14 protein-coding genes are annotated in these 15,030 nt (G+C 61.6%); 11 read left to right on the forward strand and 3 right to left on the reverse strand.

Going from position 1 to position 15,030, the window contains the following annotated elements; translation table 11 throughout:
- Positions 1-24: 24 nt before the first annotated feature.
- The 3 genes from hrcA (at position 25) to ACIOWL_RS13145 (ending at position 3,003) form a co-directional block, all read left to right on the forward strand.
- The gene (hrcA, locus tag ACIOWL_RS13135) at positions 25-1,038 is read left to right on the forward strand and encodes a heat-inducible transcriptional repressor HrcA (RefSeq protein ID WP_400385735.1); all 1,014 of its coding nucleotides are present in this window, start codon (positions 25-27) and stop codon (positions 1,036-1,038) included.
- 66 nt (positions 1,039-1,104) lie between these two features.
- Complete coding sequence (gene dnaJ, locus ACIOWL_RS13140) at positions 1,105-2,226, forward strand: molecular chaperone DnaJ (protein WP_400385738.1); 1,122 nt, start codon at positions 1,105-1,107, stop codon at positions 2,224-2,226.
- Positions 2,227-2,229: 3 nt separating this feature from the next.
- Complete coding sequence (locus ACIOWL_RS13145; RefSeq protein ID WP_400385744.1) at positions 2,230-3,003, forward strand: 16S rRNA (uracil(1498)-N(3))-methyltransferase; 774 nt, start codon at positions 2,230-2,232, stop codon at positions 3,001-3,003.
- A gap of 76 nt (positions 3,004-3,079) precedes the next feature.
- Here ACIOWL_RS13145 and ACIOWL_RS13150 read toward each other — a convergent pair whose 3' ends face one another.
- Entirely contained in the window at positions 3,080-4,078 is a 999-nt protein-coding gene (locus ACIOWL_RS13150; protein WP_400385747.1) for a GerMN domain-containing protein, read from the reverse strand.
- Positions 4,079-4,308: 230 nt separating this feature from the next.
- Here ACIOWL_RS13150 and ACIOWL_RS13155 point away from each other — a divergent pair, with 230 nt between their 5' ends.
- The 7 genes from ACIOWL_RS13155 (at position 4,309) to ACIOWL_RS13185 (ending at position 11,770) form a co-directional block, all read left to right on the forward strand.
- The gene (locus ACIOWL_RS13155; RefSeq protein WP_400385750.1) at positions 4,309-5,337 is read left to right on the forward strand and encodes a PhoH family protein; all 1,029 of its coding nucleotides are present in this window, start codon (positions 4,309-4,311) and stop codon (positions 5,335-5,337) included.
- A 9-nt stretch (positions 5,338-5,346) separates the two neighbouring features.
- Entirely contained in the window at positions 5,347-5,820 is a 474-nt protein-coding gene (gene ybeY, locus ACIOWL_RS13160) for an rRNA maturation RNase YbeY (protein WP_400385753.1), read from the forward strand.
- Between the two features lie 5 nt (positions 5,821-5,825).
- On the forward strand, positions 5,826-7,112 hold the full coding sequence (locus tag ACIOWL_RS13165; protein ID WP_400385756.1) for a hemolysin family protein: 1,287 nt from the start codon (positions 5,826-5,828) through the stop codon (positions 7,110-7,112).
- Entirely contained in the window at positions 7,105-8,067 is a 963-nt protein-coding gene (gene era, locus ACIOWL_RS13170; protein WP_400385759.1) for a GTPase Era, read from the forward strand. Before ACIOWL_RS13165 ends, era begins: the two co-directional genes overlap by 8 nt.
- Before the next feature lie 310 nt (positions 8,068-8,377).
- Positions 8,378-10,120 carry a 2-isopropylmalate synthase gene (leuA, locus tag ACIOWL_RS13175; protein WP_400385762.1) on the forward strand — a complete coding sequence of 581 codons (1,743 nt, stop codon included), beginning with the start codon at positions 8,378-8,380 and terminating at the stop codon, positions 10,118-10,120.
- 97 nt (positions 10,121-10,217) lie between these two features.
- Positions 10,218-10,967 carry a DNA repair protein RecO gene (gene recO / locus ACIOWL_RS13180; RefSeq protein ID WP_400385764.1) on the forward strand — a complete coding sequence of 250 codons (750 nt, stop codon included), beginning with the start codon at positions 10,218-10,220 and terminating at the stop codon, positions 10,965-10,967.
- Entirely contained in the window at positions 10,964-11,770 is an 807-nt protein-coding gene (locus ACIOWL_RS13185) for an isoprenyl transferase (protein ID WP_400385767.1), read from the forward strand. The genes recO and ACIOWL_RS13185 overlap by 4 nt, the downstream gene beginning before the upstream one ends.
- On the opposite strand, the gene ACIOWL_RS13190 is transcribed toward ACIOWL_RS13185, so the two are convergent.
- Positions 11,767-12,798, reverse strand: coding sequence for an alpha/beta hydrolase (locus ACIOWL_RS13190; protein ID WP_400385770.1), 1,032 nt, complete (start codon positions 12,796-12,798; stop codon positions 11,767-11,769). The genes ACIOWL_RS13185 and ACIOWL_RS13190 overlap by 4 nt on opposite strands.
- Positions 12,799-12,858: 60 nt before the next feature.
- On the opposite strand from ACIOWL_RS13190, the gene ACIOWL_RS13195 reads away from it, so the two are divergent.
- Complete coding sequence (locus ACIOWL_RS13195; protein ID WP_400385773.1) at positions 12,859-13,923, forward strand: quinone-dependent dihydroorotate dehydrogenase; 1,065 nt, start codon at positions 12,859-12,861, stop codon at positions 13,921-13,923.
- A 479-nt stretch (positions 13,924-14,402) separates the two neighbouring features.
- Here the strand turns inward: ACIOWL_RS13195 and ACIOWL_RS13200 are convergent, their stop codons facing one another.
- A complete protein-coding gene (locus ACIOWL_RS13200) occupies positions 14,403-14,996 on the reverse strand; it encodes a DUF3043 domain-containing protein (protein ID WP_400385776.1) in 594 nt (197 codons plus the stop codon).
- Positions 14,997-15,030: the final 34 nt, after the last annotated feature.

Genomic DNA, 15,030 nt, shown 5'->3' on the forward strand with positions numbered 1-15,030 from the left:
CATGGTTGCCCGGGAGGTGTGTCAGTGAGCGAAGTGCGACGTCTGGACGTATTGCGCGCCATCGTGGAGGACTATGTCCAATCGCGTGAGCCGGTCGGCTCCAAGGCACTGCGCGAGCGCCACAACCTCGGCGTCAGTGCCGCCACCATCCGCAATGACATGGCTCTCCTCGAAGAGGAGGGCCTGATTGCCGCGCCGCACACTTCCTCGGGGCGAATCCCCACCGAAAAGGGCTACCGCCGTTTTGTGGACGAGATCGGCGAACTCAAACCGCTCTCGCGCGCCGAGCGGGAAGCGATCAACAAGATCCTGGACGCCTCGCAGGACCTTGATGAGATGCTGCATAGCACCGTGCGGTTGCTGGCGCGGCTGACCAATCAGGTCGCGATGATCCAGGTGCCGCACTATGACACCGCGGAGCTGCGCAACCTCGACCTGGTAGGTCTTGGACCGCAGCAGGTTTTGATGGTCATGATCGCCTCCAATGGAACCGTGGACCAGCGCATGATCGCGGTGACCCGGTTGTACTCCGACCAGGAGTTGAACAACCTCAAAACGTGGTTGCTGAACTCCTTCGGCGGCCACCGACTGGATCAACTTGTCGGACCGCTGCGCGCCGAGGGTTTGGTCCCGGCGCAACACGAATCCCCTTTGCTGGACAGCGTCTTGCGCTCGTTGGAGGAAATGGCGCAGGCCGCGAATGTGCAGCGCATCGTGATGGCCGGCACCGCGAATCTGGCCCGGGTGGAGGGGGATTTCCCCCTGAGCATCACCCCGGTGCTCGAAGCGCTGGAGGAGCAGGTGGTGCTGCTGAAGCTGTTTTCCGAGCTCGAGGCGGATTCGCGGGGTCTCGCGGTGGCCATCGGCACCGAAAACCACTACGGGCAACTGACCGATGCCGCGGTCATTGCCACCACCTACAGCACCGATCAGCGCAGCAAGCTGGGGGTGCTCGGCCCGACCCGGATGAATTACTCCTCGTCCATGGCCTCGGTCCGCGCGGTAGCCCGGTACCTGTCGAAGATTTTGGCGAATTAGCCTCCGCGGCACGCTGCGGAACATGTTGTGAAATGAAATTTTAAAGGAAAGGACACGGCGAAGATCGTGAGCTCTCACTACGAGACACTGGGTGTCGCCAAGGACGCGACCCCGCAGGAAATTAAAAGCGCCTATCGCAAATTGGCCCGCAAACTCCACCCGGACGTCAACCCCAGTGACGATGCCGCCGAGCAGTTTAAGCTGGTCACCCGCGCCTACGAGGTTCTTTCCGACGAGAAGAAGCGCGCTAACTACGACGCGACCGGCGATGAGAACGGCAACGGCCAGCCAGGCTTCGGCGGCGGGGCCGGGTTCGGCGGATTCGGCGACATCTTCGAGCAGTTCTTCGGCGGCGGTGCGGCCCAGGGGCCTGCCTCTCGTACCCAGCCGGGCCGCGATGCGCTGATCACCATCACCATCGACCTCGAAGACGCGGTCAAGGGCACCGTCTACCCGTTGGAGATGGAAACCGCGGTAACGTGCAAAACCTGCCACGGCGACGGCACCCGTGAGGGCACCAGCCCGGTCACCTGCACCATCTGCCACGGCGCGGGCCAGGTCCAGCGTCCGGTTCGCTCCTTCCTGGGCCAGATGATGACCGTGGAAACCTGTGCCGCCTGCCGCGGTTTCGGCACCACCATCCCGGATCCCTGCCTGGAGTGCAACGGCGAGGGCCGGGTGCGCGAACATGTCTCCAAGTCCTTGAACGTGCCTGCCGGCGTGGATTCGGGCACGCGCATCCAGTTGCGCGGCCAGGGCGAGGCCGGCCCGGGAGGCGGCCCTAACGGCAACCTCTTTGTCGAGGTGGACGTTCGCCGCCACAAGGTTTTTGAGCGCTCGGGCAATGACCTGCACGCCAAGATGACCATCCCGATGACCGCCGCCGCCCTGGGCTGCGAGTTGCGGCTGGAGACCTTCGACGGCGAGCAGAGCCTGAACGTCGAGTCCGGCGCCCAAGATGGGGACACCATCACCCTTCCCGGGCTGGGTGTCCCGCGCCTGCGCGGCGGCAAACGCGGCGACATCGTGGTCCACCTGCAGGTGGAAACCCCCACCAAGCTGGATGCGGCCCAGCGTGAGCTGCTCGAGCAGCTGGCCAAGCTGCGCGGCGAAGAACTGGATGCCGGTCGGGTCGAGCATTCGGGTGGGATGTTCTCACGCCTGCGAGACAAGCTGAATCCGCGTTAAGCCATGAGCAATCACAGTTTTGTGATCGATCCGGCCCAGGCGGCCGCGGCCCAGGTGGGTGAGGTCCTCGAACTGACCGGGGCCGAGGCGCACCATGCGATCACGGTCAAGCGCACCCAGGTCGGCGAGGTGCTGGACCTGCTGGACGGCACCGGTTTACGCCTGGTGGTTGAGGTCGCCGCCGTGGCCGACCGGCTGCTGACCCTGACCGTCCGCCAGCGGGTGCAGGAACAGGCCCCGCAGCACCCGGTCACCTTAGTCCAGGCGCTGTCCAAGGGCGATCGTGATCTGCAGGCCGTGGAATCCGCGGTGGAGCTGGGGATCTTCGGGGTGCGGCCGTGGCAGGCCGAGCGCTCGATCGTCCGCTGGAATGCCGCGAAGGCGCCCAAAGCGCTGGCCAAGTGGCAGGCCCAGGTGCGTTCGGCGCAAAAGCAGTCCCGGCGCGCCTTCGAACCCGAGGTCTTGCCGCTGGCAACCAGCAAATCGCTGGCCGCGGCGATCCGCGAGCACAGCGCCGCCGGGGATCTGGTGCTGGTGCTGCACGAACAGGCAACCGGTTCGGTGGCCCAGGCCCTCACCCAATGGCTTCCCGCCGCGGCGGAAAACACCAAGGTGGTGCTGATCGTCGGCCCGGAGGGCGGCATCAGCGATGCGGAACTTGAGCTGTTCCTCCAGGCCGGCGCCCACGCGGCGCTGCTCGGGGAGCACGTCTTGCGCGCCTCGACCGCGGGCCCGGCGGCCCTGGTGCTGGTGCGCCACCTGCTGGGCGAGCTCTAAAACGCTGCTTAAACCACGGGTGCCGTGAACCTAAGAAGGTTCACGGCACCCGTGGTTTAATCGTGCTGCGGACCGCTCAGCCGACGGTGAATTCGGAGCTGACTTCTGCGACCCTGGCATCGCTGCCGTTTTCCTGGCCCCACACGCTCAGCGTGTAGGAGCCGGCCGGAAGCCTGGTGGTGAGGGTGAAGGAGCCGTCGGATTCCACGCTCTGGGCGCTGATCCGGCTCGCACTGGTGATGGGTGTGTGTTCCCCGTCGGAGGTTGTTGACTCCAGCGAGTAGAAGGTTCCTTCATCGAAGCCCGAGGTCCGGCCGTTGATCTTGACTGCTCCGGCCTTGGTGGTGCTGCCGAATTGCGGATCGATGATCCAGATCGGTGCCATGAACTCGGCATCGCGCTCATACACATCGTGCAGCTGGTAACTGCCGAACACCGTGGCATTTGCGGTCCCGTCAACCAGGATCCGCACCGTGGCGGGGGTCTGTCCCACCAGGATGCCCGCGTTGGAAGCCGCGGCGGTGGCGGTGAACACCAGTTGCTGGATCGAGCGTTCGGAGAGCCCCTGGTCCAAGCTGGCGCTGAAGACCTTGGCCGGCAGGTCAAGGGTGATCAGGTTCTGATTGTCGATGGACACTCCCACGTCGTCCGTAGACTTCAAATGCGTATACCAGTCCGGGTCCGCGGGCTTACCGGAAAGCAGGTAGGCCACCGCATCGCCGATAGGTTCTTGATGGCGGCTATCCGTGGCGTATTCGCGATAGAGGTAGACCCCGGCGCCGGTGTTTTCCAACCAGTACACCGGCATCTTCTGCCCGGGGAACGCCTGCTCCAGCGAATCGGTGGCAACCGGCATCCCCTGGGATGCAACCGTCGAATTGGCGGGCATCTCAAAACTGTCATCACGTGCGGCGAATCCGCAGCCCGCCGCGAAGGCGAGGACCGCGACGGCACCGGTTGCCGCGACACGTCGCGGGATTCGGCGCTTGTACCACTGCTGCACGTTGGACCAATCAATCTGTTTTGCGGGAATCTTTTCGGTGCCTGAAACGAGAACATCGTTCCGGGCGCTCATATAGCGTGACACATCAACATGTGTGCGGAGCGCAAAAATGGCCAAACCTACCAATCCGTAACCAAATCTATACCTTTACCACCTGCCCGGATTAGATTCATTTCATACTGATTTCAGATTTTTCAGCGCTCGGCGGAGCTGGAAGTATCGCGCCGGAGCGCCGGGACTCGTTAGACTGGAAAGACACAAGTTCTTATTTTTCCGAGCTCAAAAGGGGCACGAAACACTGCATGCAGGTTGAACAAAACCAGAAGCCATCACAGACCGGGGAAGCGACGCTGACCATTTCTTTCGAGTCGCCCGAGCTGATGATCGCGACCCTGGGACCGAACGATGAGCTGTTGCGCATCCTCACCGGCGCCTACCCGAATGTGCAGTTCCGCCCCAACGGTGCTTCCCTGAGCTTGGTGGGGGAACCCGTGCAGGTGCGCAAGGCCCAGCGGGTGACCGAGGAAGCGCGTGCGTTGGCGCAACGCGGATCGCGGATGAGCGCGGAAACCATCGAGCAGATCATCAAGATGCTCAGCGCCGGGAACCCTGACGCGCCAACCGACGTGCTGGGGCTGAAGATCCTCTCCGGCCGCGGGCGCTCCATCCGGCCTAAAACCGTGAATCAGAAGTCCTACGTGGACGCCATCGAAGACTCAACCGTGACCTTCGGGATCGGCCCGGCCGGCACCGGCAAAACCTTTTTGGCCATGGCCATGGCCGTGGCGGCCTTGCAGGACAAACAGGTGAACCGCATCATCCTGACCCGTCCGGCGGTTGAAGCGGGGGAGAAGCTCGGATTCCTGCCCGGAACCCTGAGCGAGAAAATCGATCCCTACCTGCGCCCCCTCTACGACGCGCTGCATGACATGGTGGACCCGGATTCGATCCCGCGCCTGCTGGAAGCCGGAACCATCGAGGTTGCACCGCTTGCCTATATGCGCGGGCGCACCTTGAATGACGCGTTTGTGATCCTCGACGAGGCGCAGAACACCACCAGCGAACAGATGAAGATGTTCCTGACCCGTTTGGGTTTCGGTTCCAAGATGGTGATCACCGGGGATATCACCCAGGTCGACCTGCCGGGCAACGCGGTCTCCGGTCTGCGGATGGCCAGCGAGGTGCTTGAGGGAATTGACGATATCTCGGTCCGCCGGCTGGACGCCAGCGACGTGGTCCGCCACCGGTTGATCGCGGACATCGTCTCCGCCTACGACCGCTGGGACGATGCCCGCCGCACCGATCATCGACGGCCACGACATACAAAGTAAAGCGAAACAATGAGCATTGAAGTTAACAACGAGACCGAATTCGAGGTCGACCTCGCCGACGTGAATGCCTTGGCGAACTCGGTGATGCGGGCCATGTACCTGCACCCCGAAACCGAGGTGTCGATCGTGTTCCTCGACGAGGACGCGATGAGCGCACTGCACGTTGAGTGGATGGAGCTCGAAGGCCCCACCGACGTGATGAGTTTCCCGATGGACGAGTTGCGCCCGGGCAAGGAGCACAGCCCTGCCGAGGCAGGCATCCTGGGAGACATCGTGATCTGCCCGACCGTCGCCCAGGCGCAAGCCGAGGCCGGCGGACACAGCACCCACGATGAAATCCTGTTGCTGACCACCCATGGGCTGCTGCACCTGATGGGATTCGACCATATGGAGCCGGCGGAGAAGGAAGAGATGTTCTCACTGCAGCGTCGCCTCTTGGAGTCCTACACCGGGCGCCCGGCACCCAAGGAAACGGTGGAATAACCGCCGTGGGTATACTTTTGCTGATTCTCGCCATCGTTTTCATCGCCTGCGCGGCGGTGCTCACGGCCGCAGACTCAGCCTTCTACGCATTATCCCGCCACGCCGCCGAGCGGCTGCGCGCGGAGTCGGATTCGCGCGCGCTCAGCGCCATCCTAGACGACACCGAATCCCATGCCCAGGCCATCAAGTTCTGGCGCATCTGGTTTGAAACCGCCTCCGCGGTCGCCGTGGCCCTGCTGATTTCCAGCCGGGTAGAGAATATTTGGGTGGCCGGATTGATCGCCACCATTGTCATGGCCGGGCTTGGTTTTGTGCTGGTCAGCGTCTCCCCGCGGCGCTACGGACGCTCCAACGCCCAGCGGGTAGTGCAATCCACCGCCCCGCTGGTGCGTTTGCTGCGCCGGGCGCTGGGCCCGCTGGCCAATTGGCTGGCGAGCATCGCCAAGGCATTGAGCCCCGGGGGCAGCGATGAGGACGGCTACCTGGGCAAGGAACGCCTGCGCGACCTGGTGGATCGGGCCAGCGAGGGCGAAGCCCTGGATGAGGAATCCGCCGAGCTGATCTCCGGGGTGATCGACCTGGAAGAAACCAACGTGCGCGCGGTCATGGTGCCGCGCACCGACATGGTGGTGCTGGATTCCACCCACACCTTCCACAGCGCGCTGGATTTGTTCATGGCCTCGGGCTATTCACGGATCCCGCTGATCGGCGAGGATTCGGATGACATCCGCGGCATCATCTACCTCAAGGACCTGATCGGGGAAATCCACGGCCTGCAGCAGGCCAAGGACCTGGCCGAGCTTGCCCGCCCGGTGCGTTTTGTGCCCGAATCCAAGTCCGCCGCGGAGCTCTTGCAAGAGCTGCAGCAGGAATCGATCCATTTTGCGATCGTGGTCGACGAGTACGGCGGAACCGCCGGGCTGTTGACCCTGGAGGACCTCATCGAAGAAATCGTGGGGGAAATCGACGACGAATACGATCGCAGCCGCACCGAATTGGTCCATGCCCCGGACGGTTCGCTCATCGCGCTGGCCAGCGCCTCCATCGACGACATCGCAGATCATTTCGACCTGCAGATCGACGAGGAGGATGTGGACACCGTGGGGGGCCTGTTATCCAAGGCGTTGGAGTCCGTGCCGGTGCTCGGCTCCACCGCTGATGTGTTCGGTCTGCGCCTGACCGTCATCGCCCTGGCTGGGCGACGCAACCGCATCGGCAAAATCCATGTAGAGCGCCTTGCCAAGAGCGCTTTAGACCAGATAGAGAACGACGAGGATTCCTCTGATGAGTGAAAACCACACCCCGCACACCCTGGGCGAATGGCCCGAGGGCTTCCGCTCCGGCTTCACCTCCTTCGTGGGCCGCCCGAACGCCGGAAAATCCACCCTGACCAACGCCCTGGTGGGGCAGAAGGTGGCGATCACCTCCGCCAAACCGCAAACCACCCGCCACACAATCCGCGGCATTGTGCACCGCGACGACGCCCAGCTGGTCCTGGTGGACACCCCGGGGTTGCACCGGCCGCGCACCCTGCTGGGCCAGCGGCTGAACGACCTGGTGGCCGAAACCCTCTCCGAGGTCGACGCCATCGGCTTCTGCCTTCCGGCCAATGAGAAAATCGGCCCCGGCGACCGTTTCATCGCCACACAGCTGGCCCAGCTGCAGCGCAAACCAATTGTCGCGATCGTGACCAAGGCCGACCTGGTGGACCGCGAGGCACTGGCAGCCCAGCTGATCGCGGTGACCGAACTGGGCAACCAGAACTTCGGACCGAATGGTTTTGCGGCCATCGTCCCGGTCTCCGCGGTGAAAGAATTCCAGGTCCAAGAGGTCGCCAACGTGCTGGTGGAGCAGATGCCCGCCGGCCCGCCGCTGTACCCGGACGGCGAACTGACCGATGAGCCCGAAGCCAAGATGGTTGCCGAGCTGGTCCGCGAAGCCGCCCTGGAAGGGGTGCGCGACGAGCTGCCGCACTCGCTGGCGGTGGTAGTCGAGGAAATGGTGCCCCGCGAGGGACGCAGCGAAAACAACCCGCTGGTGGATATCCACGTCTCGCTCTACGTTGAACGCTCGAGCCAAAAGGCCATCGTGATCGGCCGCGGAGGCTCGCGCCTGCGCGAGGTCGGAACCAACGCCAGGCAGGGGATCGAGAAGCTGCTTGGCACCAAGGTCTACCTCGACCTGCACGTGAAGGTCGCCAAGGATTGGCAGCGCGACCCGAAGCAGCTTGGACGCCTGGGCTTCTAGGCCCGTTCAGCCCGGAATCATCCGATCCGTTCGCCCCAGATTTTTGCCGTGGCGGGCGGGTCGTTTGGGTTAAGGGCCCGTGGTTAGTGCGCCATATGTCCACAATGTGACACAACCACGCAACAGTTTCAGCACGCGGCGGGTGCTGGTGTTATGCTCAAAACGTGCATTTCGAGCTTCTACTACTACTTAGCCGCTGCGAGGATCCAACGGACCGCTAGTGGTCCCTCGGCCGACCCCTCGTCGCGGAGTAGCTCTTGTCTGGCCCCACACAATGACGCACCAATTTTTTGCCTAGGGGACAACCGAAATGCAGAACATGCAAAAAACCTCGAACATGCCAATCCACAAGTATGTTCCGTTCCAGGACCAGATCGAAGTCAACCTTCCCGATCGCACCTGGCCCGATAAATACATCACCCAAGCCCCACGCTGGTGCGCGGTCGACCTGCGCGATGGCAACCAGGCGCTGATCGACCCGATGAGCCCCGAGCGCAAACACAAGATGTTCGACCTGCTGGTGCAGATGGGCTTCAAGGAGATCGAGGTGGGTTTCCCGTCCGCCTCGCAAACCGACTTTGATTTCGTACGTCAGCTCATCGAGGGCAACCGCATTCCCGAGGACGTGACCATCCAGGTGCTCACGCAGTCCCGCGAACACCTGATCGAACGCACCTACCAGGCGCTGGAAGGCGCCAAGCAGGCGATCGTGCACCTGTACAACTCCACCTCGATCCTGCAGCGCGAAGTCGTTTTCCGCCAGGACGAGGACGGGATTGTTGATATCGCGGTGTCCGGTGCGCGGATGTGCAAAAAGTACGAAGAGCAGCTGTCCGGCACCAAGATCACCTACGAGTACTCCCCGGAGTCCTACACCGGCACCGAGCTGGCCTTCGCCAAACGCATCAGTGAAGCGGTCGCCGACGTGCTGGAAGCCAGCCCGGAGAACAAGATGATCCTGAACCTGCCGGCGACCGTGGAAATGGCCACCCCGAATGTGTATGCCGACTCGATCGAGTGGATGCACCGCAACCTGGCCAACCGTGATTCGATCATCCTCTCGCTGCACCCGCACAACGACCGCGGCACCGGGGTGGCGGCCGCCGAGCTCGGTTACCTGGCCGGCGCCGACCGTATTGAAGGCTGCCTGTTCGGCAACGGCGAGCGTACCGGCAACGTCGATTTGGTGACCCTGGGAATGAACCTGTTCGGCCAGGGAGTGGATCCGCAGATCGACTTCTCCGACATGGACCACATCCGCCGCACCGTGGAATACTGCAACCAGCTGCCGGTTCCCGAGCGCAGCCCGTACGGCGGCGACCTGGTTTTCACCGCGTTCTCCGGTTCGCACCAGGATGCCATCAAAAAGGGCCTGGAAGCCATGGAGGCCAAGGCCCAAGCGCAGGGCAAGGACCTGAACGAACTGGTCTGGGCCGTGCCATACCTGCCGATCGACCCGAAGGACATCGGCCGCTCCTACGAAGCGGTGATCCGGGTGAACTCGCAGTCCGGCAAGGGCGGGGTCGCCTACCTGCTGAAAAACGACTACAACCTGGATCTGCCGCGTCGCGCGCAGATCGAGTTCTCCGGGGTCATCCAGAAGAAGACCGACGCCGAGGGCGGAGAAGTTTCCTCCTCGACCATCTGGAACGTTTTCCAGGACGAGTACCTGCCGGCAGAAGAAGGCTCCGAGCAGGAAATTTGGGGCCACTACCGGATTGCGTCGGCCACCGCGACCTCGGCCGAGGACGGCAGCTTCCAGCTGGACACCAAGCTGATCATCGACGGCACCCCGCATGAGCGTTCGGCCGGCGGCAACGGCCCGGTCTCCGCACTGGTGCACCTGCTCAACGAGGACGGCGTGGACCTGCGGGTCCTGGACTACTCCGAGCATGCGATGAGCGAAGGCGGAAACGCCCGAGCCGCCGCGTTTGTCGAGTGCGCCGTGGGCGACCGCATCCTGTGGGGTGTCGGGCTGGACACCAACACCAACATTGCGGCGCTGAAGGCCGTGGTCTCCGCGGTCAACCGCGCCATCCGCGACGCCAAGTAGCCACAAGCTCCACACGTCGCCAACGCCACGGCCTGCCCACCCGCGCAGGCCGTGGCGTTGTGCTTTCTGCCGGCGGCAGGGTGGGAGAATTAACCTCGTGTCAAGATCAGGTTTCGCGTCCAAGAGCTACCGCACCCGCGGGATTGTTCTGCGTACCCACAAGCTGGGGGAGGCCGACCGCATCATCACCCTGCTCACCCCGAACGGCATTGTGCGGGCCGTGGCCAAGGGGGTGCGCCGCACCTCCTCGCGGCTGGGGGCAACCCTTGAACCTTTTATGGAGGTCGAGGCCCAGCTGGTGATGGGGCGCAACCTGGACATTGTTTCCCAGGCGCAGTTGCGCCACGCCTACGGGCAGCTGCTGGTCGCCGACTACCCAAGCTACACCGTGGCCAATGCCATGGTGGAGATCGCCGAAAAGCTGCTGGAAACCGAATCCGACTCGACCCTGAAACAATACCGGTTGCTGCACGGGGCGATAGCCCTGCTCTCCAAGCAGGTGGTGCCACCGGGCGCCGTGCTCGATTCGTATATTTTGCGGGCGTTGGCCATCGCCGGGTGGGCCCCTTCCTTCACCAACTGCGTCCGTTGCGGAAAACCCGGCCCGCACGAGGCCCTGTCGGTGCAGCTTGGCGGCATGGTCTGTGCCGACTGCCGCCCCGCCGGCTCGCTGTCACCGCACCCAATGACGGTTCACTACCTGCAAGCACTGCTGGAAGGCGATTGGGACGCGGTAGCCCAAACCGGTCCACGGGCCCACCAGCAGGCCGCTGAGATCGTCACCAATTATTTGCAATGGCACCTAGAGCGTGCAGTCAAGTCCCTACGCCATGTGGAGAGATCATGAAGAAGCTGAACAAGATCACCGGTCGCCCAGGCCCGGTGGCACCCTTCGCGCACCCCGCCAATCCGGTGATGCCCACGATCCCCAAGGAACTGATTCCGGAACACGTCGCGATCGTGATGGATGGCAACGGACGCTGGGCCAACCAACGAGGGCTTCCCCGTACGGAGGGCCACCGTGCCGGTGAAGCCGCATTGCTCGACGTCATGGCCGGTGCCGTGGAAATGGGAATCAAGTACGTTTCGGTTTATGCGTTCTCTACGGAAAACTGGAAACGCAGCCCCGAGGAAGTACGTTTCCTGATGGGTTTTTCCCGCGATGTTCTCCGCCGGCAACGAGACACCCTGAATTCCTGGGGGGTGCGTATCCGCTGGTCCGGACGTGAACCCAAACTGTGGAAATCGGTGGTCAATGAACTGCGCGAGGCCGAGGAACTGACTCGTGAAAATCTTGGCTGCCAATTGACCATGTGCGTTAATTACGGAGGCCGCGCAGAGCTTGGCGACGCTGTGGCGGCGATCGCCAGGGATGTTGCCGCGGGCACATTGCGGGCTTCGTCGGTGGGGGAGAAAACCATCGGCAAATATCTTCATGCTCCAGAACTCCCTGATGTCGACCTGTTCCTGCGCACCAGTGGAGAGCAGCGCACCAGCAACTTCCTGCTGTGGCAATCGGCCTACGCCGAAATGGTGTTCTTGGATCAGCTGTGGCCGGACGTGGACCGCCGCACCCTTTTCACCGCGGTAGAAGAATACGCCAAACGCGACCGCCGCTACGGTGGGGCCGTCGACAAACCAGGTGCCTAGCGGTTCAACATTCTCAGCCACAAGTTCAGATCCCTGAATGCGGTGGCGCGGGCGGATTCCTGCGAGGTGAACACATCGTGCATGGCCCCCTCGATCTCCGACAGCGTCACAAAGCTGCCAAGTTTCAGCGCCCTCAGGCGCGTTTGAACGACGTCGATCACCGAATCCGTTTGCTGCATCTGTTGCGAGTAGGCGGTGCTGAAGTGCGAATGTTTTGAGGTCATCACCAGGATTGGAAGATTCAGATCCAGCCCGCGGGCGACCTGCGCGTGTCCTTCGAGGATGGTATGGAGCCAACCGGCGGTGCTCGGAAAAGCGAACGTCGGACGCCAGCGGTGGTGGATGTCCCACTGCCCATTGGCTTGATCGCTCAGGGACTGCCAGTAGTGGTCGAACTGATTGGGCAGGATCTTGCGCCGGGGGTTGCTGCGCGACATCGCTTCCATCAGTCCGTTGATAGGCACTCGCAAGAAGGCTGTTCCTTGAAATTCAAGCCAGGGTGCATTGAGCACAAGGGCCTTGACCTTGGCATTCGTGCGTGCGATCCACAGGCTCAAGATCAATCCGCCCATGGAATGCCCCTGGGCAACGACGGGCAAGCGGGGATGCTCGCGCTGGATAATCTGCAGGCTGGCATTCAGTTCAAGATCCAGGTCTTCTAAGTTTGAGATGAATCCCGGCAGCTCATGCTCAACTCTCAGGCTGCGTCCGTGGTGACGTAGGTCAAGCGCATAAAAATGGTAACCGCTCCGATGCCAGAACTCCGCCAGTTCACGGTTGTAAAAATAGTCGCTCCAGCCGTGAACCGACAGGATGACACCCTTAGCCCTGCGACCGAAATTTGTGAGCCGTCTCGGCGGTGCATAACGGACCAGGGTGGCAACCAACGGCCCATCGTCGTCGTGCCCAAAGTCAAGGGTCTGGTAGTCATAGCCCGGTCCCAGCGGGTCGGGAAGCCAAACACCCGGTGGCGTCGACGGCATAAACTCCGGCCACTGCGCCGATGGAAGCATTTCTGGGACCTTCATAAAATCAGCTTAGCGACCTCAAGTTGTCTAGAACGCATATTTCACGGGAAGATTGAAACCATGCGCATATATCCTTTGGTCTTTAAGCACGTTTTCACCAAGATGGATCCTGAAAAGGCCCATCATTTCGCCTTTGACGCGATCAAGATCGCGCAGCGTATTGGATTGACCAAGGCCACCCGCAAGTTCTTCGCCCCGGCTCCTAAACTCAAGCGCACCGTGATGGGTATTGATTTCCCCTCGCCCTTCGGCTTAGCCGCGGGCTTCGACAAGGGAGCCACCGGAATCCTGGCGCTGAGCGATATCGGTTTCGGACACGTTGAGATCGGTACGGTCACGGGTGCCGCCCAACCTGGGAACCCGCAGCCGCGTTTGTTTCGCCTCGTTGAAGACCGCGCGGTCATCAACCGCATGGGGTTCAACAACGAAGGCGCAGAAGTTGTGGCCGCCCGGGTGGCACAGGCTCGTCAGCAGCTGAAGACCGACTACACCACCGATCGTCCGGTGGTTGGTGTCAACATCGGCAAAACCAAGGTTGTGGAGCTTGAGGACGCCGTGGGGGACTACCTGACCTCCACGCGACAGCTGGCAATCCACGCTGATTACCTGGTGGTCAACGTTTCCAGCCCGAATACACCTGGGCTTCGCCTGCTTCAGAGTGTGGAATCGTTGCGTCCGCTGCTCACCGAGGTGGGCGAGCTCGCAGATCATGTGGCCGGTCGCCACGTTCCCCTCTTGGTGAAGATCGCTCCGGATTTGAGCGACGAGGACCTCGCAGATGTCGCGAAACTCGCGACCGAGCTGAAACTGGATGGAATCATCGCGACCAACACGACGATCGGTCGCGAGGGATTGCTCAGCCCAACGGCAAAGGTTGAAGAGATCGGTGCCGGCGGACTATCCGGCGCGCCGTTGAAGGAACGGTCACTGCAGGTATTACGGCAGTTGCGTGCCTTGGTTCCTGCCGAAATGGCCATTATTGCCGTGGGTGGTGTGACCGACGCACAGGACGTCAAGGAACGCTTGGATGCCGGTGCAGATCTGGTCCAAGGTTATACCGCGTTCCTCTACGAAGGACCGTTTTGGGCTCGTTCAATCAATAAACACTTGGCACAAATGATCTAGTAGACGTTTGCAACATTGAAGCTCCATCCCGCTATGGGTTTGGGGCTTCAGTTGCTTAAACCCGAAGGTCCACCGTCATGATCTTTTTCAGTAGTCTGCGGCCAAGACCCTGTGAACAAAACTCGCATTTTGTCTTCACCGCAGACTCTTGAACGCTCGGGTCGAACTTGTAAAACCGCCTACAAGGAAAAACGGTTGGCAACTTTCGCGAGCAAGCTTCGCCGCGGTCTGAGATGAGCCGAGGGTTTCGGGCGCAGGGTTTGATTTCGAAACCACTATTTCTGGACTTAACTCAAGGTTAGAACCTTGTGACTCACAACGAAGCGAATCATCAAGCGGTGATTGGACAAGCTTTAGTTTTGGTGAGAGACCAGCCTGTGGACACGTGAGGCCACCGCAAATGAAACTGGCACATTAGCAAGGTTAAAAGTAAAGGCGGATCCCATCCGGAACCCGCCTTCGAATTATGAAAAGATCGATCAGTCGATCGAAGCCCCACGCTTGACCTGCGGCTTAGGTAAGCGAAGCTTGCGGAACTGCATTCCACGCATGGTGGCGTACATACGAACACCGCGATCCAACGAGCCATATTTAGCAACAAGTCGCCGCTTGAGGATCATCGTCGTAATAATTGCCTCGACGATGATGATTGCAATCAAGGCCCACAAAGCCGTCTGCACATACATCTGAATCGCCAGGTTGCCGCTGAACGTCAGCGAGACAACAAGGAATGCAAGGATGAAGAACATCATGAACTCACCCACCATCCAGCGTGAGTCAATAAAGTCGCGCGCGTAGCGCTTCTGAGGACCCTTGTCACGGGCCATCAGATAACGTTCATCACCAGTTTCATTGGCGATACGCAAGCGGTTCTGGGCTTCAATACGCTGTTGGCGCTCAGCTTCCTTGGCGGCCTTACGGTCAGTCGGGACCAACGGACGCTGCCGGTTCGCCTGCTGCGCGCTGCGCTTGGGCGTCGGGCCAGACTTCCGACCGTCGGTCGATTCAGAAGCCTCGTCAACAGGCTCCACATTTACTTGGGATTGAGATTCATCCTTCTTACGTCCAAACACCCCTCTATCCTAGCGGGGATTGAATCGTCAGGTG

This window comes from Glutamicibacter sp. NPDC087344, assembly GCF_044744225.1.
Classification (GTDB): domain Bacteria; phylum Actinomycetota; class Actinomycetes; order Actinomycetales; family Micrococcaceae; genus Glutamicibacter.